23 protein-coding genes are annotated in these 25,517 nt (G+C 72.7%); 12 read left to right on the top strand and 11 right to left on the bottom strand.

Features of this window, described 5'->3' with window-relative positions; genetic code table 11:
• The first annotated feature begins 90 nt into the window (after positions 1 to 90).
• From GQS09_RS10505 to fabF, 5 genes are all read left to right on the top strand, one after another.
• On the top strand, positions 91 to 1,296 hold the full coding sequence (locus GQS09_RS10505) for a helix-turn-helix domain-containing protein (RefSeq protein ID WP_165985747.1): 1,206 nt from the start codon (positions 91 to 93) through the stop codon (positions 1,294 to 1,296).
• 100 nt (positions 1,297 to 1,396) lie between these two features.
• Positions 1,397 to 2,410, top strand: coding sequence for an ACP S-malonyltransferase (locus tag GQS09_RS10500; RefSeq protein WP_165985755.1), 1,014 nt, complete (start codon positions 1,397 to 1,399; stop codon positions 2,408 to 2,410).
• Positions 2,411 to 2,439: 29 nt separating this feature from the next.
• Complete coding sequence (locus GQS09_RS10495; protein WP_165985746.1) at positions 2,440 to 3,444, top strand: ketoacyl-ACP synthase III; 1,005 nt, start codon at positions 2,440 to 2,442, stop codon at positions 3,442 to 3,444.
• A 108-nt stretch (positions 3,445 to 3,552) separates the two neighbouring features.
• Positions 3,553 to 3,801, top strand: coding sequence for an acyl carrier protein (locus GQS09_RS10490; RefSeq protein ID WP_165985745.1), 249 nt, complete (start codon positions 3,553 to 3,555; stop codon positions 3,799 to 3,801).
• A gap of 148 nt (positions 3,802 to 3,949) precedes the next feature.
• Positions 3,950 to 5,215 carry a beta-ketoacyl-ACP synthase II gene (gene fabF / locus GQS09_RS10485; RefSeq protein ID WP_165985744.1) on the top strand — a complete coding sequence of 422 codons (1,266 nt, stop codon included), beginning with the start codon at positions 3,950 to 3,952 and terminating at the stop codon, positions 5,213 to 5,215.
• A 91-nt stretch (positions 5,216 to 5,306) separates the two neighbouring features.
• Here the strand turns inward: fabF and GQS09_RS10480 are convergent, their stop codons facing one another.
• Entirely contained in the window at positions 5,307 to 6,317 is a 1,011-nt protein-coding gene (locus GQS09_RS10480; protein WP_165985743.1) for a beta-ketoacyl-ACP synthase III, read from the bottom strand.
• A 45-nt stretch (positions 6,318 to 6,362) separates the two neighbouring features.
• Between GQS09_RS10480 and GQS09_RS10475 the strand changes: the two genes are divergently transcribed.
• Entirely contained in the window at positions 6,363 to 6,980 is a 618-nt protein-coding gene (locus GQS09_RS10475; RefSeq protein WP_165985742.1) for a TetR/AcrR family transcriptional regulator, read from the top strand.
• A 68-nt stretch (positions 6,981 to 7,048) separates the two neighbouring features.
• Here the strand turns inward: GQS09_RS10475 and GQS09_RS10470 are convergent, their stop codons facing one another.
• On the bottom strand, positions 7,049 to 7,543 hold the full coding sequence (locus GQS09_RS10470; RefSeq protein ID WP_165985741.1) for a DUF3145 domain-containing protein: 495 nt from the start codon (positions 7,541 to 7,543) through the stop codon (positions 7,049 to 7,051).
• A 306-nt stretch (positions 7,544 to 7,849) separates the two neighbouring features.
• On the opposite strand from GQS09_RS10470, the gene GQS09_RS10465 reads away from it, so the two are divergent.
• The 4 genes from GQS09_RS10465 to GQS09_RS10450 all read left to right on the top strand — a co-directional run bounded on the left by GQS09_RS10465 (position 7,850) and on the right by GQS09_RS10450 (position 12,427).
• Positions 7,850 to 8,815 (top strand): SGNH/GDSL hydrolase family protein, encoded by a 966-nt coding sequence (locus GQS09_RS10465; protein WP_165985740.1) that lies wholly within the window; start codon positions 7,850 to 7,852, stop codon positions 8,813 to 8,815.
• A 181-nt stretch (positions 8,816 to 8,996) separates the two neighbouring features.
• Positions 8,997 to 10,178 carry a mandelate racemase/muconate lactonizing enzyme family protein gene (locus tag GQS09_RS10460; protein ID WP_165985739.1) on the top strand — a complete coding sequence of 394 codons (1,182 nt, stop codon included), beginning with the start codon at positions 8,997 to 8,999 and terminating at the stop codon, positions 10,176 to 10,178.
• A complete protein-coding gene (locus GQS09_RS10455) occupies positions 10,175 to 11,287 on the top strand; it encodes a zinc-binding dehydrogenase (protein WP_165985738.1) in 1,113 nt (370 codons plus the stop codon). The genes GQS09_RS10460 and GQS09_RS10455 overlap by 4 nt, the downstream gene beginning before the upstream one ends.
• Positions 11,288 to 11,392: 105 nt before the next feature.
• Positions 11,393 to 12,427 carry a hypothetical protein gene (locus tag GQS09_RS10450; protein ID WP_313896075.1) on the top strand — a complete coding sequence of 345 codons (1,035 nt, stop codon included), beginning with the start codon at positions 11,393 to 11,395 and terminating at the stop codon, positions 12,425 to 12,427.
• Here the strand turns inward: GQS09_RS10450 and GQS09_RS10445 are convergent.
• The 4 genes from GQS09_RS10445 to GQS09_RS10430 all read right to left on the bottom strand — a co-directional run bounded on the left by GQS09_RS10445 (position 12,420) and on the right by GQS09_RS10430 (position 15,484).
• Positions 12,420 to 13,442 carry a hypothetical protein gene (locus GQS09_RS10445; protein WP_165985737.1) on the bottom strand — a complete coding sequence of 341 codons (1,023 nt, stop codon included), beginning with the start codon at positions 13,440 to 13,442 and terminating at the stop codon, positions 12,420 to 12,422. The two genes, GQS09_RS10450 and GQS09_RS10445, sit on opposite strands and share 8 nt — an antisense overlap.
• On the bottom strand, positions 13,439 to 14,077 hold the full coding sequence (locus GQS09_RS10440) for a hypothetical protein (protein ID WP_165985736.1): 639 nt from the start codon (positions 14,075 to 14,077) through the stop codon (positions 13,439 to 13,441). Before GQS09_RS10440 ends, GQS09_RS10445 begins: the two co-directional genes overlap by 4 nt.
• A gap of 230 nt (positions 14,078 to 14,307) precedes the next feature.
• Positions 14,308 to 14,763, bottom strand: a complete 456-nt coding sequence (locus GQS09_RS10435; protein WP_165985735.1) for a phospholipase — start codon at positions 14,761 to 14,763, stop codon at positions 14,308 to 14,310.
• Between the two features lie 448 nt (positions 14,764 to 15,211).
• Positions 15,212 to 15,484 (bottom strand): GlsB/YeaQ/YmgE family stress response membrane protein, encoded by a 273-nt coding sequence (locus GQS09_RS10430; RefSeq protein ID WP_165985734.1) that lies wholly within the window; start codon positions 15,482 to 15,484, stop codon positions 15,212 to 15,214.
• 363 nt (positions 15,485 to 15,847) lie between these two features.
• Between GQS09_RS10430 and GQS09_RS10425 the strand changes: the two genes are divergently transcribed.
• Positions 15,848 to 16,960, top strand: coding sequence for a pyroglutamyl peptidase (locus tag GQS09_RS10425; protein ID WP_207957676.1), 1,113 nt, complete (start codon positions 15,848 to 15,850; stop codon positions 16,958 to 16,960).
• 25 nt (positions 16,961 to 16,985) lie between these two features.
• Here GQS09_RS10425 and GQS09_RS10420 read toward each other — a convergent pair whose 3' ends face one another.
• From GQS09_RS10420 to GQS09_RS10400, 5 genes are all read right to left on the bottom strand, one after another.
• On the bottom strand, positions 16,986 to 18,518 hold the full coding sequence (locus GQS09_RS10420; RefSeq protein ID WP_165985732.1) for an alpha-N-arabinofuranosidase: 1,533 nt from the start codon (positions 18,516 to 18,518) through the stop codon (positions 16,986 to 16,988).
• A gap of 165 nt (positions 18,519 to 18,683) precedes the next feature.
• Positions 18,684 to 19,589: a carbohydrate ABC transporter permease gene (locus GQS09_RS10415; protein WP_165985731.1), complete on the bottom strand. Its 906-nt coding sequence runs from the start codon at positions 19,587 to 19,589 to the stop codon at positions 18,684 to 18,686.
• Positions 19,586 to 20,599, bottom strand: coding sequence for a carbohydrate ABC transporter permease (locus GQS09_RS10410; protein ID WP_165985730.1), 1,014 nt, complete (start codon positions 20,597 to 20,599; stop codon positions 19,586 to 19,588). The genes GQS09_RS10415 and GQS09_RS10410 overlap by 4 nt, the downstream gene beginning before the upstream one ends.
• Positions 20,596 to 21,975: an extracellular solute-binding protein gene (locus GQS09_RS10405; protein ID WP_165985729.1), complete on the bottom strand. Its 1,380-nt coding sequence runs from the start codon at positions 21,973 to 21,975 to the stop codon at positions 20,596 to 20,598. The genes GQS09_RS10410 and GQS09_RS10405 overlap by 4 nt, the downstream gene beginning before the upstream one ends.
• Positions 21,976 to 22,125: 150 nt before the next feature.
• On the bottom strand, positions 22,126 to 23,175 hold the full coding sequence (locus tag GQS09_RS10400; RefSeq protein WP_165985728.1) for an NADP-dependent oxidoreductase: 1,050 nt from the start codon (positions 23,173 to 23,175) through the stop codon (positions 22,126 to 22,128).
• Positions 23,176 to 23,418: 243 nt separating this feature from the next.
• Between GQS09_RS10400 and GQS09_RS10395 the strand changes: the two genes are divergently transcribed.
• Positions 23,419 to 25,517, top strand: a 2,099-nt coding sequence (locus GQS09_RS10395) for a proton-conducting transporter membrane subunit (protein WP_165985727.1), incomplete at its 3' end; no start/stop codon positions are given.

Below are 25,517 nucleotides of genomic sequence, written 5' to 3'. Positions count from 1 at the left end.
CGGCCGCGCGGCGCCCGGCCGCCCGGCGCTCCCGGCACGGGTTCCCGCCCCGGGGGCATGCACGGTCCCCGCATGAGGCAGGCTGGGGTCGTGTCCGAAGCCGATAGCCATGCCGACGAAACAGCCGACGAGAAGCGCGCCGCCCACGCCGCCACGGTGCGGCGGCTGGAGCAGTCCTCCGGGAAACTGGCCGCCGCCGCCATCGCCCGGATGGACGCCACCCTGCCGTGGTACCGGGCCATGCCCCCGGAGAACCGCTCCTGGATCGGGCTGGTGGCGCAGGCCGGCATCGCGGCCTTCACCGAGTGGTTCCGGCATCCGGACGCGCCGCAGGCGATCAGCACCGACGTGTTCGGCACCGCCCCGCGCGAGCTGACCCGGGCCATCACCCTGCGGCAGACCGTGGAGATGGTGCGCACCACCATCGAGGTGGTGGAGCAGGCGGTGGACGAGATCGCCTCCCCCGAAGGGCGGGGCGCGCTGCGCAATGCCCTGCTCGTCTACGCCCGGGAGATCGCCTTCGCCACCGCACAGGTGTACGCCCAGGCCGCCGAGGCACGCGGTGCCTGGGACGCCCGGCTGGAGTCACTGGTGGTCAACGCGGTGGTTTCCGGCGAGGCCGACGAGGGCGACGTCTCCCGCGCCGCCGCCCTGGGCTGGAAGTCCCCCGAGCACGTCATCGTGGTGCTGGGCAGCGCGCCCAACGGGGACAGCGAGCTCACCGTGGAGGCCATCCGGCGCGCCGCACGCTACGCCAAACTCCAGGTGCTCACCGGCGTGCTGGGCAAGCGGCTGGTGGTGATCGCCGGGGGCAGCGACGAGCCGCTGCGCGCCGCCAAGTCGCTGATCGGGCCGTTCGCCGAGGGGCCGGTGGTGGCCGGGCCGGTGGTGCCGGACCTGCTGACGGCCACCCGTTCCGCGCAGGCCGCCGCGGCCGGGCTGCGGGCCTGTGCCGCCTGGCCGGACGCGCCCCGCCCGGTGCTGGCGGACGATCTGCTGCCGGAGCGGGCCATGGCGGGCGACCCGGTGGCGCGCGAGCTGTTGGTGGAGGAGATCTACAGACCGCTGCGGGATGCCGGGTCGGCACTGCTGGAGACGCTCAGTGTGTATCTGGAGCAGGCGAGCTCGCTGGAGGGCGCCGCACGGATGCTGTTCGTCCATCCCAACACCGTGCGGTACCGGCTGCGACGTGTGACGGACGTCACCGGATGGTCGCCGTCGGATGTCCGCTCCGCCTTCACCCTGCGCATCGCGCTGATGCTGGGCCGACTCGGTGACGCCGAGCCGCACGCGTAGTCTCGACGAGGGACTTTGTGGGCTGTCGACAATTCCGTCGGTGGTTCTTCGTCCCGGTCCCCACCGGCGCGGACGGGTGGGGACAGGAGAGAGTGTGAGTGTGCTCGTACTCGTCGCTCCCGGCCAGGGCGCCCAGTCCCCTGGCTTTCTGACCCCCTGGCTGGATCTCCCCGGCGCGGCCGACCGGCTGCGTGCCTGGTCGGAGGCGATCGACCTGGATCTGGTGCGGTTCGGCACCCAGGCCGACGCCGACGAGATCCGGGACACCGCGGTGGCCCAGCCGCTGCTGGTCGCCTCCGCCCTGCTCTCCGCCGAGGCCCTGCTCGGCGAGGGGTTCGGCCTTCCCGGGGCCGCCCGAGCCGCCGAGGCACCCGGTGCCGCCGGCCGGCCGGGCGTGGTCGCCGGGCACAGCGTGGGCGAACTGGCCGCGGCCGCGATCGCCGGAGTGCTCACCCCCGAGGAGGCACTGCGGCTGGTCCGGCGGCGCGGGCTGGCCATGGCCGAGGCCGCGGCGGTCACCGAGACCGGCATGGCGGCCGTGCTGGGCGGCAAGGACCCGGAGGGGGTCCCGGCCCACCTCGAACGCCTGGGCCTGACCGCGGCCAACCGGAACGGCGCCGGCCAGACCGTGGCGGCCGGCACCGCCGAGCAGCTGGCCGCGCTGGACGCCGATCCGCCCGAGGGCGCCCGGGTGCGCCGGCTCCAGGTCGCGGGCGCCTTCCACACCGCGCACATGGCACCGGCCGTGGCGGCCATGGAGACGGCGGCCTCGGCCCTGGTGCCGGCCGACCCCCGGGTGCGCTGGGTGTCCAACGCGGACGGCCGCGTGGTCGACGAGGGCAAGGAGATCCTGCGCCGGCTGGTGGCCCAGGTGGCCGGACCGGTCCGGTGGGATCTGTGCATGGAGACCTTCCTGTCCCTCGGCGTCACCGCCATGATCGAGGTCTGTCCGGGCGGGACCCTGACCGGGCTGGCCAAGCGAGGCATGAAGGGCGTCAGGACGCTGGCCCTCAAGACCCCCGAGCACCTGGACGCGGCCCGTGAACTCCTGGCCGGGTACGGCCGGGACGCCGCCGCGGCGGATGCCGGGGCCGGCGGCCCGGCCGGGGCCTGAGCCGACGACGGAAGAGGAGCGACACTGACATGTCCGGCAAGATCAAGGGCGGCAAGGGCGCTCCCTACGCCCGCGTCCTGGGCGTCGGCGGCTACCGTCCCACCCGGGTGGTGCCCAACGAGGAGATCCTCAGGCACATCGACTCCTCGGACGAGTGGATCCGCTCCCGGTCCGGCATCGTCACCCGGCACTGGGCCGGTGAGGACGAGACGGTCACCGAGATGTCCCTGGCCGCGGCCGGCAAGGCGCTGGCCGACGCCGGTATCGAGGCGGAGCGGATCGGCGCGGTGGTGGTCTCGACCGTCTCGCACTTCCGGCAGACTCCCGGCGTGGCCGCCGAGATCGCGCACCGGCTCGGCGCGGGCCGGCCGGCCGCCTTCGACATCTCCGCCGCCTGCGCCGGCTTCGGCTACGGCCTGACCCTGGCCAAGGGCATGATCGTCGAGGGCAGCGCGGAGTATGTGCTGGTCCTCGGTGTGGAGCGGCTGTCCGACATGACAGACCTGCAGGACCGGACGACCGCCTTCCTGTTCGGCGACGGGGCCGGCGCGGCCGTGGTCGGCCCGTCCGAGGAGCCCGGCATCGGCCCCACGGTGTGGGGCTCGGAGGGCGACAAGTTCGACACCATCGGCCAGACCGTACCCTGGGACGCGTACCGGCAGGGCCCGGTGGAGAAGTTCCCGGCCCTGCGCCAGGAGGGCCAGACGGTCTTCCGCTGGGCGGTCTTCGAGATGGCCAAGGTCGCCCAGCAGGCGCTGGACGCGGCCGGCATCACCGCCGCCGAGCTCGACGTCTTCATCCCGCACCAGGCCAACATGCGGATCATCGATTCGCTGGCGAAGACCCTGAAGCTGCCGGACCATGTGGCGGTCGCCCGCGACATCGAGACCACCGGCAACACCTCGGCCGCCTCCATTCCGCTCGCCATGGAGCGGATGCTGGCGACCGGGCAGGCCAAGAGCGGTGACACAGCTCTCGTCATCGGTTTCGGGGCGGGTCTGGTCTACGCGGCCACGGTCGTTACCCTCCCTTAGGCACGAACACCCGCGGTCCGGTGCCACCGGTCCGCACCGGTACCACCTCAGCAGGACCCGCAGGACAGCACAGCGGCAACGGACCGCATCACACGAAGGAGCGGCGCAATGGCGTCCACCAAGGAAGAGATCATCGCCGGCCTCGGCGAGATCGTGAACGAGATCGCCGGCATCCCCGCCGAGGACGTGACCGAGGAGAAGTCCTTCACGGACGACCTGGACGTGGACTCGCTGTCCATGGTCGAGGTGGTCGTCGCCGCCGAGGAGCGCTTCGAGGTCAAGATCCCGGACGACGACGTCAAGAAGCTGAAGACCGTGGGCGACGCGGTCTCCTACATCCTGGACCACCAGGGCTGACCCTTCCTCACCCGGCCCCGTCCGGCCCTCTCCGGCCGCACCTCCGCCGCATCCCGCGGCGGCGGGCCGCAGCAGCGCAGCACGACGCGCGTGTCGCCACCCGCCGCGGTGGCCATCCCCCGACCTCGACTAGCGGAAGAGCATTGCCGTGAACGCGACCAATCGAACGGTGGTCGTCACCGGTGTCGGCGCAACCACACCGCTGGGTGGCGACATCGCGACGACCTGGCAGGCCCTGGTGTCCGGTACCTCGGGCGTCCGGCGGCTGACCCAGGACTGGGCGGCCGATCTGCCGGTGAAAATCGCCGCCACCATCGCGGTGGAGCCCGGTGAGGTGCTCCCCCGGCCGGTGGCCCGCAAGCTGGACCGCTCGGCGCAGTTCGCGCTGCTCGCCACCAGGGAGGCCTGGGCGGACGCCGGCTTCACCGCCCCGGCGGGCGAGGACGGCGGCGTGATGGACCCGGACCGGCTGGGCGCGGTCATCGCCTCGGGCATCGGCGGCGTGACGACCCTGCTGGAGCAGTACGACAACCTGGTCCAGAAGGGTCCGCGGCGGGTCTCGCCGCACACCGTGCCGATGCTGATGCCGAACAGCCCGGCCGCCAACGTCAGCCTGGAGATCGGCGCCCGGGCCGGGGCCCACACCCCGGTCAGCGCCTGTGCCTCGGGCGCGGAGGCCGTGGGGTACGCGGCGGAGATGATCCGCAGCGGCCGGGCGGACGTGGTGGTCGCGGGCGGCACCGAGGCGGCCATTCACCCGCTGCCCATCGCGGCCTTCGCCAACATGATGGCGATGTCCAAGAACAACGACGAGCCCGAGCGGGCCTCCCGGCCGTACGACGTGGCCCGGGACGGCTTCGTGCTGGGCGAGGGCTGCGGCGTGGTGGTGCTGGAGTCGGCCGAGCACGCGGCCCGGCGCGGCGCACGGGTGTACTGCGAGCTGCTGGGCCAGGGGCTGTCGGCGGACAGCCACCACATCGCGCAGCCGGAGCCCACCGGGCGGGGTGTGGCGGCGGCGGTCCAGAACCTGCTGGACACCACCGACCTCAAGCCCGCGCAGGTGGTGCACGTCAACGCGCACGCCACCGCCACGCCGCAGGGCGATGTGGCGGAGATCAAGGCGCTGCGCAAGGTGCTGGGCGAGGAACTCGACCATGTCGCGGTGTCGGCCACCAAGTCGATGACCGGGCACCTGCTGGGCGGCGCGGGCGGTGTGGAGACCGTGGCGACCGTGCTGGCGGTGCACCACCGGCTGGCCCCGCCCACCGTCAACGTGGACGAGCTGGACCCGGAAGTGGACGCGGACATCGTGCGCGGCGAGGCCCGGGCACTGCCGTCGGGCACCATCGCGGCGCTCAACAACTCCTTCGGCTTCGGCGGCCACAACGTGGTCCTCGCCTTCCGCACCCTCTGAGCCGGCAGGAAGGGGCCGGGCCCGGAGCACCTCCGGGTCCGGCCCCTTCGCCGTGCCCGGCCGCAGCCGGGCGTGCTCCGCACTCGGGCACTCAGGGGGCGGTGACGATCTGGCCGGCCCAGGAGAGGCCGCCGCCGAAGGCGAACAGCAGCACCGGGACGCCGGAGGGCAGGTCGCCGCGCTCCACCAGTTTCGACATGGCGATGGGGATGGACGCCGCCGAGGTGTTGCCGCTGTCCGCCACGTCGCGGGCGACCACCGCCTGCGGGCAGTCCAGCTTGTCCACCAGCAACTCGATGATCCGCAGATTGGCCTGGTGGGTGACGACCCCGCCCAGCTCCGCCGGGGTGATCCCGGCCCGCTCACAGGTCTCCCGCAGCAGCGCGGGCAGCACCGTGGTGGCCCAGCGGAACACCGTCTGGCCGTCCTGGGCGAACCGGGGCTGCCAGGCGTCCTGGAGGCGCACCGCGCTGCCCCGGGACGGGTCCGTGCCCCACACCACCGGCCCGACACCGATCCCCCCGCCACCGCCGGACGACGGCTCGTCCACCGCGCTGAGCACCGCCGCGCCCGCCCCGTCACCGAGCAGCACGCATGTGGAGCGGTCCGTCCAGTCCGTCAGATCGGACATCTTCTCGGCGCCGATCACCAGCGCGTGCCGGGCGGCGCCGGCCCGCAGCGTGTGGTCGGCGGTGGCCAGTGCGGTGGTGAAGCCGGCACAGGCGTTGTTCAGGTCGAAGGCGATGGCACCGGTGATCCCGGTGCGCCCGGCGACCTGTGCGGCGATGGCGGGCGAGCGGTCCTGTGCCGAGCAGGTGGCCACGATCACCTGGCCGATGTCGGCCGGGTCGGTACCGGACTGGGCCAGGGCCTTCTCCGCCGCGGCGGCGGCCAGATCGGTGACCGTCTCCTCGCGGGCGATGCGGCGGGTGACGATGCCGGTGCGCCGGCGTATCCACTCGTCGCTGGTCTCGACCATGCCGGCCAGGTCGTCGTTGGTGAGCACCTGCGACGGCTGGTGGTGGCCCAGCGCGGTGATACGGGAGCGGCGGGAGCCGGACGGCACGGTGGCGGCAGGCCCGGGAGCTGCGGAAGACGTCATGGGGCGACTATAGCGACCGATCGGTCGGACTCTATACTCGGTGTCATGAGTCCGCGCAGATCGGCCGCCGAAGCCCGCTCCACCCGGGAGAGGATCATCCGGCGCAGCGTCGACGTCGCCTCCCTGGAAGGGCTGGAAGGGCTGACCATCGGGCGGCTCGCCGAGGACCTGGGCCTGAGCAAGTCCGGGCTGCTGGGCCACTTCGGTTCCAAGGAGGCACTCCAGCTCGCCACCCTGGAGCGCGCCTCGGTGATCTTCAACAGCGAGGTGTGGAACCCGGCGGCGGACGCCCGCCCGGGACTGGAGCGGCTGCGCGCACTGTGCGCCGCCTGGATCTCCTACCTGGAGCGCGGTGTCTTCCCCGGCGGCTGCCTGTTCGTCAGCTCCACCTTCGAGTACGACGGCCGGGGCGGGCCGGTGCGGGCGCTGCTGCAACGGCAGTTCGCGGTGTGGCGGCGGCGGCTGGCCGCCGATGTGCGGACGGCCGTGCGGCGCGGCGAGCTGCCCGCCGGCACCGATCCGGAGCAGCTGGTCTTCGAGCTGTTCGGGGTGATGATGAGCCTGAACCACGCGATCCAGCTGCATGGCGACAGCGCCGCCGTGGTGCGGGCCCAGCGGGCCGTGCACCGGCTGCTGGACACCACCGCCGCGCGGGAAACCTGAGCCGGCGAATTCGCCCGGACGGACGTCCGCCGTCCGCCTGAGCCGGGCGGGCCGTCCGGAGGAACCGCTCAGACGACCTGGTGCAGCCAGCGGACCGGGGCGCCCTCCCCGGCGTACCGGAACGGCTCCAGCTCGTCGTCCCACGGTTTGCCCAGCAGCCGGGAGATCTCCGCGGCCAGGTCGCTCTCGCCGCGGCCGGCCCGCTCGGCCGCGGCGCGCAGCCGGTCCTCCGGGATCATGATGTCGCCGTGCAGGCCGGTGACCGCGTGATAGATGCCGAGCCCCGGGGTGCAGCTGTAGCGCTCGCCCTCGGCCGCCGCGCAGGGTTCGGAGGTCACCTCGAAGCGCAGCAGTTCCCAGCCGCGCAGCGCCGAGGCCAGCCGGGATGCGGTGCCGACCGGGCCCTGCCAGGAGAGCTCGGCGCGCCAGGTGCCCGGGGATGCGGGCTGTCTGATCCAGTCCAGGCCCACCCGGCTGCCCAGGACCCCGGAGACCGCCCACTCCACATGCGGGCACAGCGCGCGGGGCGCGGAGTGTACGTACAGGACACCTCGTGTCGTCATCCGGACCTCCCGCTCCGTCCCGCCGCTGGGCTGTGCGCGCGTGCCTGCGCCCCGCGCCGCAACGGGTTGTTCACCCCCGGCGCACAGGCACGAACAGTAAACACCATGGATGTCCAATCTCGGCAAAATGGACAGCCGGTAACGCCGGGTAATCTCTTACTCTTGTCTTCATAGTCCACTGAGCGGACCACCGGGCCGGGGGCGCGGGCAGTGCCGCCCGTACCGTCGCCGGAACCGTCACCGGCCCGTGCCCAAGCTACCGCTGCGGGACGCGCAGCAGAGACGCAAGCCGAAGGACGACGCTGAATGCCGGTCACCCGCAGCCGCCTCACCAACGCCGCCACTCCGCCCGCACCCGCCGCCCCGCGTCCGCGCCGGTCCGCCGGCGGCAGGCTCGCCGCCGCCGCACTGGCGGCGGTCACCGGCCTCACCGCCGTCGCCGCCACCGCCTGCACCTCGTCCGGGGACACCACCGACCAGGCCGCCTCCACCACGCTGGGCGAGGAGAGCGAGCACAAGTCCGCCGCCGGGGAGCCGCCCGCCTGGGACGTCTCCCCCGCGAGCCTGGCCGCCCTGGGCGACTCCATCACCACCGGCTTCGACGCCTGCTCGGTCCTCTCCGACTGCCCGGAGGTGTCCTGGGCGACCGGAACCGAGCCGGGCGTGGACAGCCTTGCCCAGCGGCTGCCCGCCGAGCAGACCTGGAACGAGGCGGTGGCCGGTGCCCGCATGGCCGACCTGCCGGAGCAGGCCCGCCGGGCGGTGGCGCACCGGCCGGAGCTGTTCACCGTGCTGATCGGGGCCAATGACGCTTGCGCCCCGGACACGGAGTCGATGACCCCGGTCGCCGACTTCCGCAAGGACTTCGCCGAGACGCTGAGCATCATCCGCGCCGCCCTGCCCACCGCCCAGATCTATGTGGCGAGCGTGCCGGACCTGCACCGGCTGTGGACGGTGGGCCGGGAGAACGCGCTGGCCCAGCAGATCTGGCGGTTCGGGATCTGCCCCTCCATGCTCGGGCAGTCGGAGGCCGAGGCCGAGGCGGCGGCCACGGCCCGGCGCGACGAGGTGCGGGAGCGGGTACAGGAGTTCAACACCGTGCTGGAGGACGTCTGCTCCGAGGACGAACGCTGCCGCTACGACGACGGCGCGGTGTTCGCGTACCCGTTCACGGTGGCGGAGCTGAGCCGCTGGGACTGGTTCCACCCGGGCGTGGCCGGGCAGCGGGTGCTCGCCGACATCGCCCACGAGCGCATCACCAGCCCGGACTGAGCCGGAAGGCCCGGCCGGGGCCGGTGGCCGGGCCGGGTCCGGGGCGGAGTCCGGGTCCCGGGGCGGGAGTCCGGCCGGGGCCGGTCGCCGTTGACAGCCCCGGCCGGCCCTCACTACGGTCACCTCGTCACAATTTCGAACAAAAAACGAGATCTCGAACACGAAGGGGCGGGCAGGTCCCGTGCGCATCACCGGAATCAGCACGCATGTCGTCGGCACCCCATGGCGCAACCTCACCTACGTCCAGGTGCACACCGACGAGGGCCTGACCGGGGTCGGCGAGACCCGGATGCTGGGCCGTACCGACGCGCTGCTGGGCTACCTGCGCGAAGCCGAGACCAACCACATCGCCGGCTCCGACCCGTTCGCCGTCGAGGACCTGGTGCGGCGCATGAAGTACGGCGACTACGGCCGCGCCGGGGAGATCGTGATGTCCGGCATCGCCTGCGTGGAACAGGCCTGCTGGGACATCAAGGGCAAGGCGCTGGGGGTCCCCGTCTGGCAGCTGCTCGGCGGGCTGGCCGACACCTCGGAGAACGGCCGCCGGGTGAAGGCCTACGCCAACGGCTGGTACACCGTGGAGCGCACCCCCGAAGCCTTCCACGCCGCCGCCCGCACCGTGGTGGAGCGCGGCTACCGGGCCCTGAAGCTGGACCCGTTCGGCACCGGCAGCTTCGAGCTCGGCCACGCCGAGACGCTGCGCTCCCTCTCCCTGGTGGAGGCCGTCCGGGACGCCATCGGTGACGACTGCGAGCTGCTGCTGGAGATGCACGGCCGCTTCTCCCCCGCCACCGCCGTGCGGCTGGCCGGCGAGCTGGAGCGGTTCCGGCCCGCCTGGCTGGAGGAGCCGGTGCCGCCGGAGAACCTCAAGGCGCTGGCCAAGGTGGCCGCCCGTACCAGCCTGCCGATCGCCACCGGGGAGCGCATCCACGACCGGATCGAGTTCCGCGAGCTGTTCGAGTCGCAGGCGGCCGACATCATCCAGCCGGACCTCGGCCACATCGGCGGCATCGGCGAGATGCGGAAGCTGGCCGCCACCGCCGAGACCCACTACGTGCTGATGGCCCCGCACAACGTCGGCGGCTCCGTGCTCACCGCCGCGAGCCTGCACCTGGCCGGCTGCACCCCCAACTTCACGATCCTGGAACACTTCAACGACTTCGCCGACGCCGAGATCAAACGGGTGGTCAAGGGCGCCCCGGAGGTCGTCGACGGCTGGTTCACGCTGCCCGACGGCCCCGGGCTGGGCGTCGAGCTGGACACCGACGCCGCGGCCGGGTTCCCGCAGCAGCAGGCGCACTTCGACCTGTGGGCCGAGGACTGGCACAAGCGCGACGGCGGCTCCGGCCGCGCCCGCCGATGAGCGCACGCGCCGCCGGCCCGCCTGCCGGAGACCGCACCGGAGACCGCGCCGGAGACCACGCCGGAGACCACGGCGCAGCGCGCACCGGCTCCCGCTCCGTTCTGGTCGAACGCCCGGGCCGCCACCGGCTGCTCACCCGCCCCGAACCGCCCGAACCGGGCCCCGGCGAGGTACGGGTGGCGGTGCACACCGCCGGCATCTGCGCCAGCGACCGGGAGATCTGGGACGGCACCCGGGCCGAGGGCTTCGTGCGCTACCCGGTGGTGCCGGGGCACGAATGGTCCGGCACGGTCGAGGCCACCGGCCCCGGCGTGGACCCGGCGCTGACCGGCCGCAAGACCGTGGGCGAGGGCTTCCGCAACTGCCAGTCCTGCGACCGCTGCCGCTCCGGCGAGACCACCCTGTGCTCCGCCCCCTACCAGGAGACCGGCTTCACCCGGCCGGGCGCGTTCGCCGACCACCTGATCCTGCCCGCCCGGCTGCTGCACCCGCTGCCGGACGACGCCGACCTGACCTCCGCGGCCCTGCTGGAACCGGCCGCCGTGGTGGCCGCCGCGCTGCTGACCGGGAAACCGGTGCCCGGCGACCGGATCGCCGTGGTGGGCGCCGGCACGCTGGGCCTGCTGGCCGTCCAGCTGCTGACCGCCTCCTCGCCGTCCGAACTGCTGGCCGTCGACCCGCGCGAACGCCCCCGGCGGCTGGCCGCCGAACTGGGCGCCACCCGTACCGCCGTGCCCGGTGAGGCGGCGGCCGGGTCGGGTCCGGCCGCCGGCTACGACCTGGTGGTGGAGACCGCCGGCGCCCGCTCCTCCGCCGCCGACGCCTGCGCGCTGGCGCGGCGCGGCGGCCGGGTGGTGCTGGCCGGCATCGCCGCGCCCGGGGCGACCGGGCTGGACCCGGGTCTGCTGACCCTGCGGCAGCTCTCCGTGGCCACCGTCTTCGGCGCGCCCTCCGCCGCCTGGTCCTACGCGGTGCGGGCCTTCGCGGCCGGTCTGCTCGCCCCGGGCCCGCTGGTCACCCACCGTCTGCCGCTGACCGGCTTCGAGACCGCCGTCACACTGGTCGGAAGCGGCGATCCCGAGGTCGGGAAAGTCCTCCTCCAGCCCTAGCCGCCCGCCCCGGCCGCCGCTCGCCCGCCCCGGCGGGCCGCAGCAGCAGCCGAACGTGCCCGTCCGAGACAACCACCAGCGAGACAACCACCAGCAAGGAGCACCGTGTCCGCCGCCGCCTCACCCCGCCGTCCCGGAGACGCCGCGCTGGCGTCCCTCGGCCACGCCCTCCCTGCCGTCCACGAGACCGACGCCTCCCCGCACGCCTTCCCGGACGGGGGCCGCTGGCGCACCGAGATACCGTCCACCGAGAACCCCGAGATCCTGACCGCGGTGCTGAAGGAGGCGGCCGAGCTGGAGGTGCCGGTGCACCGCATCAGCCAGGGCAGCGGGGTGTGGATGCTGACCGACACCGAGATCACCGAGATGGCCGAGGCGTGTGCCGCGGCGGGCGTCGAACTGTGCCTGTTCACCGGCCCGCGCGGCACCTGGGACATCGGCGCGGCCACGCGTACCTCCTCCGGCGGGGCGGGACCGCGGGCGCGCGGCAACGACGCCCTGGCCGGATGCGTCGAGGACGCGCTGCGGGCCGCCGAGCTCGGGGTGCGCTGTCTGCTGGTGGCGGACGAGGGCGTGCTGTGGACCCTGCACCGGCTGCGGGCCGCAGGCACCCTCCCGGCCGACACCACCCTCAAGGTGTCCGCCCTGATCGGCCCGGTGAACCCGGCCTCGGTCGCGGTGCACGAGCAGCTCGGCGCCGACTCGGTCAACATCCCCTCGGACCTGACGCTCCAGCACCTCACCGAGATCCGGCGGGTCACCCGGGTGCCGCTGGACTTCTACCTGGAGGCCCCGGACGACCTCGGCGGCTATGTGCGGATGCACGAGGTGGCCGGCCTCGTCCGCCGCGGCTCCCCGGTCTATCTGAAGTTCGGGCTGAGCAAGGCCCCGGGGATCTACCCGTACGGGCGGCACATGCGGGAGACGGCACTGGCCGCCGCCCGCGAACGGGTCCGCCGCGGGCGGCTGGCCCTGGACCTGCTGGCCCGGCTGGACGCCGGTGCGGCCGGGGCCATGTCTCCCCCGGGCGCCCGGCTGCCCGGACCGCTGGCCCGCTTCCCCGTCCCCGCTCCCGCCCCCGGCCCGGTCGCGGGCCCGGGCCCGGGCCCGGGCCCGGGACAGCAGCCGCCCGTCACCTGACGATGGTCTGAATCTCCTGGACGGTCACCTCGACGGTGTCGTCCACGTTGCCGTCGGGCAGGTCTCCGGTGTTGCCCGTGTAGTCCTGCCAGGTCACCTCCCAGGTGAGGGTGGCCTGGAGGGGGTAGCTGCCGCCGTCGTGGGTGGCCCGCAGATAGCGCACCCCGCACGGCGGGTCCTCACCGGCCCGCCCGGCGGTGTACGGCTCGCCGATCCGCCCGTCCGAACCGATCTCGCAGACCCCGTCCGAGGGGTAGAGGACGGCGTCCTCGGTACCCGGCTCCAGCCGCAGGCTCACCGGGGTGGCGGTGGTCTCCGACCAGATGCCGTAGTCCGGCAGCTCCGCCCGCACCGTCACCGGGGCGAACCGGGCTCCGTCCAGCCAGACCCACATCGGCAGATTGACCTTCTGCTCACCCACATCGGGGTTGAGCGACAGTTCGGTGTCCGGCACCCGGGTCTGCTCCCAGGCCAGCTCCGCCAGCACCTGGGTGTCCACCACGAACGGCTCCACCGGCGGCGGATCCTCGAAGTCCACCCAGAAGGTGCGGTACTCGCACTTCAGCTGCTCCTCCAGGGGGTAGTCGTCATTGCGCACCACCCCCCAGAACGCTCCGTCCCCCTGCTGTTCCAGGTTGTAGTCCGGGTATTCCTCCAGGAACCGCTCATGCGAGTCCCGGATCGACTGCACGTCCTCCGGCGGCCAGGGCGGGGTGTGGAATTGCGCCAGCATGTCCGCCCAGTACGCCTCCATCTCCTCCGGCGTGCGCAGCGGCGCGTAGTAACAGGCCGGCGGTCTCCACACGCTGCTGGTCAGGGCCCCCTCCGGACTGGTGGCCTCCGGCGTGAACCTGATCCGCACCTGCGCCCCCGCGCCGATGTCCCCGTCCCCGTCCGAATCCCCGGACGTGTCGCTGTCCCCTCCGTCACGCAGGTCGGCCCAGGCGTGCGACGGCAGGGAGAAGGCCAGGACGAGCGCGCCGGCGACAGCAAGTGCCCTTCGCGCACCCGTCACCGGCATTGCTCCGACTTCCGCTCCGGTTGCAGCTCCACTGTCTGCCAAACCCCCGATCCGTTCTTCTCGACCCTGGTCAGGTAGCGAGTGGGCAGGGCGTCGGGATCGGCCTCCTGGATGATCTCCCGGGTGTCGATGTCCATGTCGTAGACCTCCGTGAAATCACGGCAGTAGGAGACCGTCGCGGAAGCTCCACCCTCCGCCAGCTCGACATCCCAGCGGTAGAAACGCATCACACCGCCCGATGTGGCGTTCTGATCGATGGCGGACTCGATGAAGTCCATCTCGCCGATGAGTGCCTGCCCCTTGTTGTAGAAGCCGATGCTGGAGTTCTCCTGATCGTGCGTGGTGAGCACTTCGTAGGTGGCCTCGATCTGTCCCTGGGTGTCCGCCAGGACCGCGTCCGCCACGGGATCACCCGTCTCGGCCTCCTCGAACTCCAGCGTCAGGAAGTCCGCGACCTGGATGTCCGGGCGCTCGACGGTGTCCTCCGCCGGTGCGGGGGACTCGGCGGGCTCCTCCGTCTCATCCGGCTGCGGGCTCTCGGACCGCCCGTTGTCGCTGTCCGCGGCGATCTCGTCGTCCCCGCCGTTCCCGTCCCCGGAGCATCCGCCGAGCAGCAGCACGGCGCTCACCGCGCCCGCCACGGCGACGCGAACCCGACCCCTACGCACCAGACGACGACTCACGACCAACTCCACGGCGATACGAAAAAGATGCGGACGTCACGCACGCTACCGAGCCGCACCGACATCGAGCCATACCCGCCCGTCTCAGCCGCGTCACAATCCGGGACTCGCCGCAGGCAAGCCGTCACCGCCGCGGCATCGTCCTGTGCGCGGACCGGGGAGGGACGGGCCGCGGATCAGTCGCCGAGGGTTTTCACGGCCCGGTAGTACGTCCAGGCGATGGTGCGGCAGGTGGACCTGCGGAAGGTGCCGTAGCGGTTGCAGATCCGCTTCAGATCGGCGTGGAAGGCGTCGTCCAACCGCTTCTTGTGGTCCTCGAAGGTGCCGAGTTCCTTGAAGTTGCGATAGCCGAAGTCGTGCCGCTGGCACGCCTTCTTGAACGGGAAGCCGAGCGGGTTGTCAGCCGATTTGCTGCAGTAGTCGGTGCTCCAGTCGAACTCGTACGCGCTCCAGGCGCCGCGGTCGGCGTCGGCGTCCGCCCAGGCCCGGTAACTCGCCTCGCCGCTCTGTGTGAAGCCGGCCAGGATCTGCGGCTTGTCCGAGGGTGCGGCGTCCGCCGACAGGGTCACGACGAAGACGATGGCCACGGCGATGCCTCCGGCTGCCGCGCCCTTCACGGTTTTGGGGACCACAGAACTCCTCCGGGACGGGTGCGCCCGGCTTTTCGCGCACGGCCTTGGGGAGCGCCAACTGCCTTACCGAGGGGGACAGATGTTCGCGCTCGCCGACGCTATCGGGTCGCACCCGATCCGCATGGTCCCTGTGCGGCAATCTCCGGTAATTGACCAGAAGGCCTTCCCGGCAGGTCACTTCGCCCCGGGCGGCGCCCGGGCGCACGACCGTCGCGGGCCCCGCGCAGGGCCGGGGTGCGCACCCGCAGCCTCACGGAACCCGCTGTGCGCACGGCAATCGCCGCGGACCGGCGAAGGACGGGCGGCATCCGGCCACGCACGGCGCTCCCCGCGATGTCCCGCTCCCGGCAGCGGGCGGGGGCCGCCCGGGCACGGCAACGCCAGGAGACCGGCCACGCCGGTGGGCGTGGCCGGTCTCCTGGGGGTGCCGGGGAGCGGTGTGCGGCGGCTATGCGCGGGAGCCTCGACGGCCGGTGAAGAGCTGGTAGAGGAAGAGGATGATCACCGCTCCGACGACAGCGGCAACCCAGGTGGACAGTTCGAAGAAGCCGTCGACCGATTCCACCCCGAAGATGACCTTGCCCAGCCAGCCGCCGAGCAGGGCGCCGCCGATACCGAGCAGGGTGGTGACGATGATCCCGCCGGGCTGGCGCCCGGGCATCAGGGCCTTGGCGATCAGGCCGGCCAGCAGGCCCAGCAGAATCCACGCGAGAATACCCATAGTGGTTTTGTCCTTTTCGGTAGGGTTGCACCGATTCGCGTGCCCATGTCATCGGCCGCGAAACCCGCAATGAGGCGACAGTACCCGATTTGTCACAGCGAGCAGCCGCTTGAGTTCTCTGCGTGAGGATGCGGGGAGCGTCCGGGAGCATGCGGGAATGTCGCCGGAACGAGACCTTCCGGAAATGCGTTGGCGCTTCCGCCTCCGGCGTGTGCCTGGTAGCTCTGAGCGCACCCCAGTCCCCGCACCACCGGAGCACCCGTGTCCACCGCACCCTCCTCGGCAGTCCCGTCAGACAGCGGACCGTCCCCGGCGCTCCCCACGGCGTCGGCGGTCGCGGAAGAAGAGCGGCTGGAGGAAAACGTGCCGCAGCGTATCCTGCGTCACGGCGGGCTGGCGGATGCCGTGCCGTCCCTGGAGAAGGCGCTCGGCAATGCCGGCACCCCGCAGGAGGCGCTGCGCACCGTCCGGCGGCACGGACTGGTGCTGTGGCGCAATGCCGTGCGCAAGCTCCGCGAGACGGACGGCGACGACCGCCCGCTGTACTGGACCCGGCTGGCCATGCGCCGCGCCCTGCGCGCCTGGCGGCCCGGGTTCGATGCGGACATCCCGCACCTGATCACCGAACTGGAGTACGCCTCCCGCGGGATGACGGGCAATCACCTGCCCGCCGGGGACGAGCGGCTCCGCCTGGTGATCACCGGTTTCGATCCGTTCCGGCTGGAGCGGGACATCCGGCGCGGCAATCCCTCCGGCGCGGCGGCGCTCGCCCTGGACGGGGCGGCGATGCGGCTGCCGGACGGCCGTACCGCGCATGTGGCGGCGGTGCTGCTGCCGGTGCGCTGGGCGGACTTCGCCGCCGGGATCGTGGAGCGGGCGCTGCGGCCCTATCTGGAGCCCGGCCCCCGGCAGGTGGCGCTGTTCCTGACGATCAGCCAGGGGCAGCCGGGCGCCTTCCATCTGGAGCGGTACAACGCCGCCTGGCGGGGCGGCGGCACCGACAACGCCGGGGAGGAGTCGGCGGGCGCCGTCCCGGTGGACGACCCGGCCACGGCCCCGCAGTGGACGGTGACCTCGCTGCCGTACCAGGCGATGGCCGCGGCCGGGAGCGGCCGCTTCCCGGTGGTGGACAACACGGCGGTGCAGGAGCTCCCCGGGCAGGCGGAGGAGCCGGTGATGCGGGCGGACGGGCCCAGCGGCGAGCCCGGCGCGGCGGCCCGCGCCGGGGGCGGCGGCGCGTATCTGTCCAACGAGGTCGCCTACCGGGCCACCCTGCTGCGCGACCGGCTGGGCCTGGGCGGCAGCCTTCCGGGCGGGCACCTGCACACACCGGTGCTGGAGTTCGCCCCGGAGAACGCGGACCCGGCGGAGGGCCGCTACACCGATCCGGTCCTGGTGGCCAACCGCCGGGACATCACCAACCAGGTGAAGGAGCTGCTGATCGCCGCCGCCACCGCTCCGGCACCCGGCGCCTGAGACGCCGTCCCGCCCGCCGCACCGCCTAGCGGAGCCGGATGACGTTCCAGGAGAGCGGTTCCAGGGTGGTGTGCAGCACGCCGCCGGTCAGGGAGGTGGTGCCCGGCGCGGCGGTGTGCGGCCGGACCCGCTCCGGCTGCTCCAGGGTGTTGCGGGCGTCCGGGTCGGCGTCCGCCAGCACGCTGTGCTCCACGACCTCGCCCTGCCCGAGCCCGCGCAGCGCGACCTCCAGCGGCAGCGGCTCGGTCCGGCTGCGGTTCACCGCGAAGACCGTGACCGCGCCGCTGTCCTCGTCCCGCACCGCGGTGGCGTGCAGCAGCGGCACCTCGCCGTACTTCGCGGTCTGGTACACCGGGCTCTCCGGCCGCACCTGGAGCACCGTGCCGCGCCCGTACCGGGATGCCTGGGCGAAGGGGAAGAAGGTGGTCTGCCGCCAGGCCGGGCCGCCCGGCTCGGTGAGGATCGGCGCGATCACGTTCACGAGCTGCGCCAGGCAGGCCACCTTGACCCGGTCGGCGTGGCGCAGCAGGGCGATCAGCAGCGAGCCGAAGACCACCGCGTCGGTCACCGAGTAGTTGTCCTCCAGCAGGCGCGGGGCCTCCGCCCAGTCCTCGGGCGGGGTCATCACCGAGGACTCGGGGTTGTTCATGTACCAGACGTTCCACTCGTCGAAGGAGATGTTGATCTTCTTCTTCGACTTCAGCCGGGCGCCCACGTGGTCGCAGGTGGCCACCACGTTCTCGATGAACGACTCGGTGTCCACGGCGGAGGCCAGGAAGGAGTCGCGGTCGCCGTCCAGCTCCTCGTAGTAGGCGTGCATGGAGATGTAGTCCACCTCCTCGTAGGCGTGCTGGAGGACGGTGGACTCCCAGGCGGCGAAGGTCGGCATGGACTGTCCGGAGCTGCCGCAGGCGACGAGTTCCAGCGTGGGGTCGATCATGCGCATGGCGCGGGCGGTGGCCGTGGCGAGCGCGCCGTACTCCTCGGCGCTCTTGTGGCCGATCTGCCAGGGGCCGTCCATCTCGTTGCCCAGGCACCACAGCCGGATGCCGAACGGGTCCTTGTCGCCGTGCGCGGCGCGCAGGTCGGACAGTTCGGTGCCGCCGGGGTGGTTGGCGTACTCCAGCAGCCGCATGGCGTCCTCGACGCCGCGGGTGCCGAGGTTGACCGCCATCATGGGCTCGCCGCCGACCTTGCGGAGGAAGTCCATGAACTCGGACAGCCCGAACTGGTTGGTCTCGGTGGAGCGCCAGGCCGGGTCGAGCCGGCGCGGGCGCTTGTCCCTGGGGCCGACGCCGTCCTCCCAGCGGTAGCCGGAGACGAAGTTGCCGCCCGGGTAGCGGATGGCGGTGACGCCCAGTTCCCGGATCAGCTCCAGCACGTCGGTGCGCAGACCCTGTTCGTCGGCGCTGGGGTGGCCCGGCTCGTAGATGCCGGTGTAGACGCAGCGGCCGAGGTGTTCCACGAACGAGCCGAACAGGCGCGGGTCGGCCGTCCCCACGGCGAAGTCGGGGTCGAGGGCGAAACGGGCGGTGCCGGCGGAAGGCGGAGCGCTCATAGGGGTCCTCGGAAGTGTGCGGATGTACGGGAGTCCGAAATTTCGTACGTCGGTCGGCGTTTCGAACAATGGGCGCAGGGAGACTGTAGGCGGCGGGTGCACCCCGGTCAACGGGGAGCACCCGCCGCCCCGGCACGGCGTCCGGCTCCGGCGTCCGGCGTCGGCTCAGGAGCCCGCGATGCCGGTGTGTGCCACGCCGCGCACGATCTGCCGCTGGAAGAAGACGAACACCACCAGCAGCGGCAGCGCCGCCAGCAGCGCCCCGGCCATCAGCTGGGCCCACCGCACGCCGAAGGAGGACTGCACGGTGGCCAGGCCGACCGGCAGGGTCGCCAGATCCGGGTCGGTGGTGACCAGGAAGGGCCACATGAAGTTGTTCCAGGAGACGATGAAGACGAAGATCGACACCGCCGCCAGCACCGGGCGGGACAGCGGAAGCACGAGGGTGAGGAAGATCCGCCAGCGTCCGGCCCCGTCCAGCACGGCGGCCTCCTCCAGCTCCCGCGGGATGCCGCGGAAGAAGGTGTAGAGGATGAACACCATGGCGGGCGCCACCACCTGCGGCAGGATGATGCCCCAGTAGGTGTCCACCAGCCCCAGCGAGCGCATGGTGGCGAACAGCGGAGCGGTGAGCACCGTGCCCGGCACCATGATCCCGGCCAGGGTGAGCCCGAACAGGGCGCGCCGGAAGCGGAATCGGGTGCGGGCGAAGCCGTAGGCGGCGGTCGCCGAGACCGCCACGCACAGCGCCGTCACCCCTGCCGAGACGATCACCGAGTTCAGCAGCCAGACGAAGAGGTCGCCCTCGCCCAGCACGCTGCGGTACGCGGCCAGGGTGAAGTCCTCGGGAAGCCAGTGCACCGGCAGGACCTGGGTCTCGCCCTCCGGCTTGAGCGAGGTGGAGAGCGCCCAGCCGAACGGCACCAGCCAGAGCAGGGCCAGCGGCAGGGCGACGGCGGTCAGGGCGAGCTGGCCGGCGTTGCGGCGCAGCCACGGCGGCCGGGCGGACGCGGTGGACGTGGCGGACGCGGCGGCCCCGTCGGCGGTCGCGGTCGCGGTCGCGGTGGTCATCGCAGATCCTCCTCACGCTTGCGGACCGCCAGCAGCCGCAGCAGCGTGACGGAGACGATCAGGACGAAGACGATGTAGGAGATGGCCGAGGCGTAGCCGATCCGGTAGCCGGTGAAGCCCTGCTGGACGATGTACTGCACCACCGGCCGGGTCTCGTTGTTGGGCCCGCCGTTGGTCATCAGGAAGATCTGGTCGAAGACCTGGAGGGAGGCCAGCAGGGTGAGGATCACGATCAGCCCGGTGACGGAGCGCACCATGGGCACGGTGATGTGCCACAACCGCTTCAGCGGCCCGGCCCCGTCCAGTTCCGCCGCCTCGTACAGATGCGGCGGGATGGCGTGCAGGGCGGCCAGGTAGAGCAGGTAGGCGAAGCCGACCGTCCACCACAGGGTGGTCAGCGCCACCGAGAACATCGCCCAGCCGCCTTCCAGCAGCCAGGGCACCCGGGTGCCGAGGGCGTTGTTGAACAGGCCGAAGTCCGGCTGGTACATCCACTCCCACAGGTCGGAGACCACGGCCGAGGGCAGCAGGAAGGGCGCGAAGAAGGCCAGCCGCCAGAACCAGGTGCCGTACTTCAGGTGGTGGGTGAGCAGAGCCAGCCCGAAGGCGGTGATCACGATCATCGGGGTGACCAGGGCGGTGAACACCAGGGTGTTGCGCAGCGAGTCCCACACCGCCGGGTCGTCGAACGCCTCGCGGTAGTTGTCCAGCCCGATGAACTCGGTGTCGATGCCCGCCAGATTGGTCTCGTTCAGGCTGTACCAGATGCCGGAGAGCAGCGGCCAGACCAGGAAGAGGGCGTACAGGGCGAGGAAGGGGACGAGGAACCAGGCGCCGTGCTGGAACGTGCCGTCCAGGCGGTTCAGCGCCCGCTTCAGGCGGGCCGCGGACCCGCCCGGCGCGGCCCGGCGCCGGCCGGCGGCGGAGTCCGGGCGGCCGGACGGCGGGGCGGAGGACGGGGAGGGGGAGGGAGACGGGGAGGAGGCCGGGGTGGCGGCGGTGCTGCTCATGCGGCGCTCCCCTCGCCGAACGGGTTGCGGGTGGCCAGCAGCCGGCCCAGGGCGTCGCGCATGCCGCGCACCCCGTCGGCCGGGGAGACCTGGCCCATGGCGGCGGCCGAGATGTGGACGCCGACCTCCTGCTGGATGCGGGAGTTGGTGCCGCTGAACCAGGCCGGCGGGTCGAAGACCGCCCGGTCCATGGCGGCCCGGTATTCGGCCTGCGGCTGGAGCGCCAGGTACTCCGGGTCGGAGAGCACCGGCAGGTAGGCGGGGACGTGGCTGGCCTCCGCCCAGGCCAGGCTGTGGGAGACCAGCCAGGCCATCAGCAGATGGGCGGCCTCGTTGGCCCGGCCGCCGCGCCCGCGCTGGTGGGGCAGGACGAAGCAGTGCGACTCGGCCTGCCCGGCCGGGGTGCCGAACAGCGTGGGGAAGGGGCGGGCGCCGTAGTCCAGCCCGGCGTCGTTGAAGTTGATGACCAGCCAGTTGCCGAACCAGACGAAGCCGCCGCCGTTGACCAGGTAGCCGACCAGGTCCTGGCCGGGGACGGCGTACTCCTCGGCGACCAGCCGGGCCAGGAAGGCCAGCACCTCGGCGGCGCGGTCGTCGTCCAGGGTGATGGCGGCGGCGTCCTCGGCGAGGATGGTGCCGCCGGTCTGGGTGTAGAGGGAGAGGAAGGTCCACCAGCACTCGACGGGTGCCAGGGCGTTCCAGCCCAGCGGCGACTGGCCGATCACCTCGCGCACGGCGCCGAGTGCGGCGAGGAAGTCCTCGGCGCCGGTGATCTCGGCCAGCCGTCCGTCGTCGCCGAGGAGTCCGGCGTCCCGGCAGGCGGGGCGGTTGTAGTAGCAGACCGAGGGGTGGATGTCGAGCGGCAGCCCGTAGAGCTTGCCGTCGACCACGGCCCGGTCCCACAGCAGGGGGTTGAAGTCCTCGCGGCGGATGCCGTGCTGCTCCAGCAGTCCGGTGTCGATGGGGTCCAGCAGCCGGCCCGGGGCGAAGCCGGTGATCCGGCCCAGGTGCATGACGGCCAGTTCCGGGGCCCGGCCGCCGGCGCCGGCCATGGCGAGCTTGGTGTAGTAGGGGTCTCCCCAGGCAAGGGTGGTGTCGTCAACCGGAATGTCCGGATGATCCCGACGAAAACGATTCAAAAGTTGGCGCATGTTCTGGCCGTCGCCGCCGCTGAAGAGATTCCAGAAGCGGACCCGGTCGGCGTCGGCGGCCAGCGCGGCGGGCGAGGCGCAGCCGGAGACGCCGCCCAGCGCGGTCAGTGCGCCGAGGCCGGCCGCACCGGCGAGCAGGCCGCGGCGTGTGGGCCGGGGCGCTCCGCCGGTGCGGCCGGGGGGCGGCGCGGTGGAGTGGCGGGGGTGGTGGGGTATGCGGCTCATACCGTCCCCTCTCGGTCGGTGGGGTCAGGAGAGGTTCGTTCGATATATCGAATGCCGATCGGATACTCGAACGGGACGGTAGAGGTGAGCCGCGTCACGGTCAATGCATCGGGCGGGAAACGGCGGCGGCGTTCCGGAATGCCCGGCTTCTCAGCCGTGCGCGGAGCCGTCCGGGCCTTCCGGGCCGTCGTCCAGGGTGACGATCATCTTCCCGGTGTTGTCGCCGCGCAGCAGGCCGAGGAAGGCGTCCGCGGCATGGCCGATGCCCTTCACCACGGTCTCCCGGTAACGGAGTTCGCCGCTGCGCAGCCAGCCGCCGACCTGCTCCACGAAGGCCGGGCGCAGCTCCCTGTGGTCGTTCACCAGGAAGCCCTGGATGCGCAGCCGCTTGCCGATGACCAGCGCCAGATTGCGCGGGGCGGCGGGCGGTTCGGTGGCGTTGTACTGGGCGATCATCCCGCACACCGCGATCCGGCCGTGGGTGCGCAGGGCGCCGATGGCGGCTTCCAGATGGTCGCCGCCGACATTGTCGAAGTAGACGTCGATGCCGTCCGGGGCGGCGGCGCGCAGCTGCTCGCGGACCGGCCCGGAACGGTAGTTGAAGGCGGCGTTGAAGCCGTACTCCTCGGTGAGCAGGCGGACCTTGTCATCCGATCCGGCGCTGCCCACCACCCGCGAGGCGCCCTTGAGCCGGGCGATCTGGCCGGCCAGTCCGCCCACCGCGCCGGCCGCGCCGGAGACGAAGACGGCATCGCCCCTCCGGAAGGCCGCGGCCTCCAGCAGCCCGGCCCAGGCGGTCAGGCCGGGCATGCCGAGCACACCCAGATAGGCGGTGAGCGGGGCGGCCTCGGCGGAGACGGCGGTGGCGTGCCGGGCGGGCAGGGTGGCGTACTCGCGCCAGCCGAGGCCGTGCAGCACATGGTCGCCGGCCGTGAACCCCGGCGCCCGGGAGGCGAGCACCTCGCCCACCGCGCCGCCGTCCATGGGCTCGTCCAGCCGGAACGGCGGCACATAGGACTTCACGTCGTTCATCCGGCCGCGCATGTAGGGGTCCACCGAAAGGTGGAGGTTGCGCACCGTGATCTCGCCCTCCTCCGGGGGCCGGACCGGCTCCTCGCGCAGTGCGAAGCACTCCGGGGCGGGCCAGCCGTGCGGGCGGGCGGTGAGATGCCAGGCGCGGCCGGTGGCGGGCAGGGTCATGGGTACTCCTCGGGCTGCTCGGGAAGGTCACGGACTCGTCGGGATCACCGCAGAGATGTTTCAGCCACTGAAACACCACCGGGGCATGAGCATGGAGCCGCCACGAACCCGTGTCAATAAGCGCTTGCTCAGCCGACATGCCGGTATGACCGTATTTCCGCAATTCCACCCGGTATTCCTGGGACGCTGGTGGAGACTCCGCGCGACGCGTCGTCTGGCGGCAACCGAAGGAGGGCTCCCCGCGTGCTGCTGGTCCTCGCCCTCGCCGCCGTGCTGGCGCTGGCCGCCGCGGTACCCCTGCTGGACCGGCGGCTCGGCCGCGCCACCGGTTACCCGCTCACCGCGGGCTTCCTCGCGGTCGGCGCGCTGCTCGCCTTCCTCATCCCCTGGGGCCCCGAGGACCGCCCCGTTACCGTGTCGTGGCTCTGGCTGCCGGACCTGGACGTGGCGTTCGCCCTCCGCCTCGACGGGCTGGCCGGCCTGTTCTCCCTGCTGGTGCTCGGCGTCGGCGCGCTGGTCATGGCCTACTGCTCCCGCTACCTTCCGGCCGGCGAGCGGCACACCTCCACCTACACCCTGCTCACCCTGTTCGCCGCCGCCATGCTCGGGCTGGTCATGGCCGACGACGTGATCCTGCTGGTGGTGTTCTGGGAGGCGACCACCGTCTGCTCGTTCCTGCTGATCGCCGACGCCGGGCCGAAAGCAGCGGTACCCGCCGCCCGCGCCTTCCTGGTCACCGCGGCCGGCGGACTCGCCCTGCTGGCGGCCGGGGTACTGCTGGCGATCGCCGCCGGCACGACCTCCCTCACCGGCATCCTGGACGACCCTGCGCAGGTGCTGGCCTCCCCGCTGGCCGTGCCGGCCGGGGTGCTCGTCGTGGTCGCCGCCTTCACCAAGTCCGCGCAGTTCCCCTTCCAGTCCTGGCTGCCCGGGGCCATGGCCGCGATCACCCCGGTCAGCGCCTACCTGCACGCCGCCACCATGGTGAAGGCCGGGATCTACCTGCTGGCCCGCTTCTCCGCCCTGTACGCCGGGGAACCCCCGTGGACCGCCACCCTGGTCGCCGGCGGGCTGCTGACCGCCGTACTCGGCGCGGTGTGGGCGCTGCGCCAGCACGACCTGAAACGCATCCTCGCCTACTCCACCGTCAGCCAGCTCGGACTGCTCGTGGCGGCCATCGGGGTGGGCACGCCGACCGCCCTGGCCGCGGCCATGCTCCACACCACGGCCCACGCCCTGTTCAAGGCGACCCTGTTCATGCTGGTCGGCATCATCGACCATGAAGCGGGCAGCCGCGACATCCGCGAACTGGGCGCGCTGTGGCGGGTGATGCCGCGCAGCGCGGCGATGACCGCGCTGGCCGCCCTGTCCCTGGCCGGGGTGCCGCCGCTGATCGGCTTCGTCAGCAAGGAATCACTCTTCGAGGGCTACCTCGACACCGGGGGCGCCGCCTGGACGGGCTGGCTCACGGCCGGCGTGGCGATGGCCGCCTCGGCCCTCACCTTCGCCTACGCGGCCCGGATCATGATCGGCGCGTTCGGCGGCGGCCGGCTCACCCAGCGGACCCTGTACGAGCCGGACTACCTCTTCCTCATTCCGCCCGCGGTGGCGGCCCTGCTGGGGCTGGTCCTCGGCCCCGGCGTGCCGCTGCTGGACCCGGTGGTGGAACGGGCGGTGCTCGCCGTGGACCCCGGGGCACACGTCCCGCACTACGAGTTCTGGCACGGCTTCTCCGCGGAACTCGCCATGTCGGCGACGGCCATCGCGGTGGGCCTGCTGCTCTTCCTGCGGCGGGAGCAGGTGGAGCGGCTGGTACTGCGGATGCCCGAGTCCCGCGAAGGGTTCGCCCGCAGCTACGACTCCCTGCTGCGCTTCGGGCACCTGGTCGCCCGGCCCGACCACAGCGACAGCACGGCCGCGTTCCTGGCCCGGCCGCTGCTGGCCCTGCTGGTCCTGGGCGGGGCGGTATGGGCCGCCGGCGGCACCGGCACCCTGGGCGGCCCGCCCGCCATCGCGCCCGAATGGCCCCTGCTGGCGCTGCTGGCCGTGGCCGTGGGCGCCACCGTGCTGACCCGCTCGCCGTTCGTCGCGCTGGCCCTGCTGGGCGTCACCGGGCTGCTGGTGACCGTCTGGTTCCTGCTGGCCGGCGCCCCCGACGTGGCGCTGACACTGCTGCTGGTGGAGGTACTGACCGCGGTGGTGGCGGTCGGGGTGCTGGCCGTCCTGCCCTCCCGTTTCGGCCGGCCGGTGCGCAGCGGGGGAAACGGGATGCGCTGGCGCATCCCGCCCGGCACCCGGCCCGGCCGGGCCGGGGCGGCGGCGGTCGCCGCGGCGACCGCCGC

The sequence above is a fragment of the Streptomyces sp. YIM 98790 genome (assembly GCF_011421595.1).
GTDB lineage: Bacteria > Actinomycetota > Actinomycetes > Streptomycetales > Streptomycetaceae > Streptomyces.
Note: the sequence above shows the minus strand (reverse complement) of the source record. Positions and strands in the feature narration are given on the sequence as shown.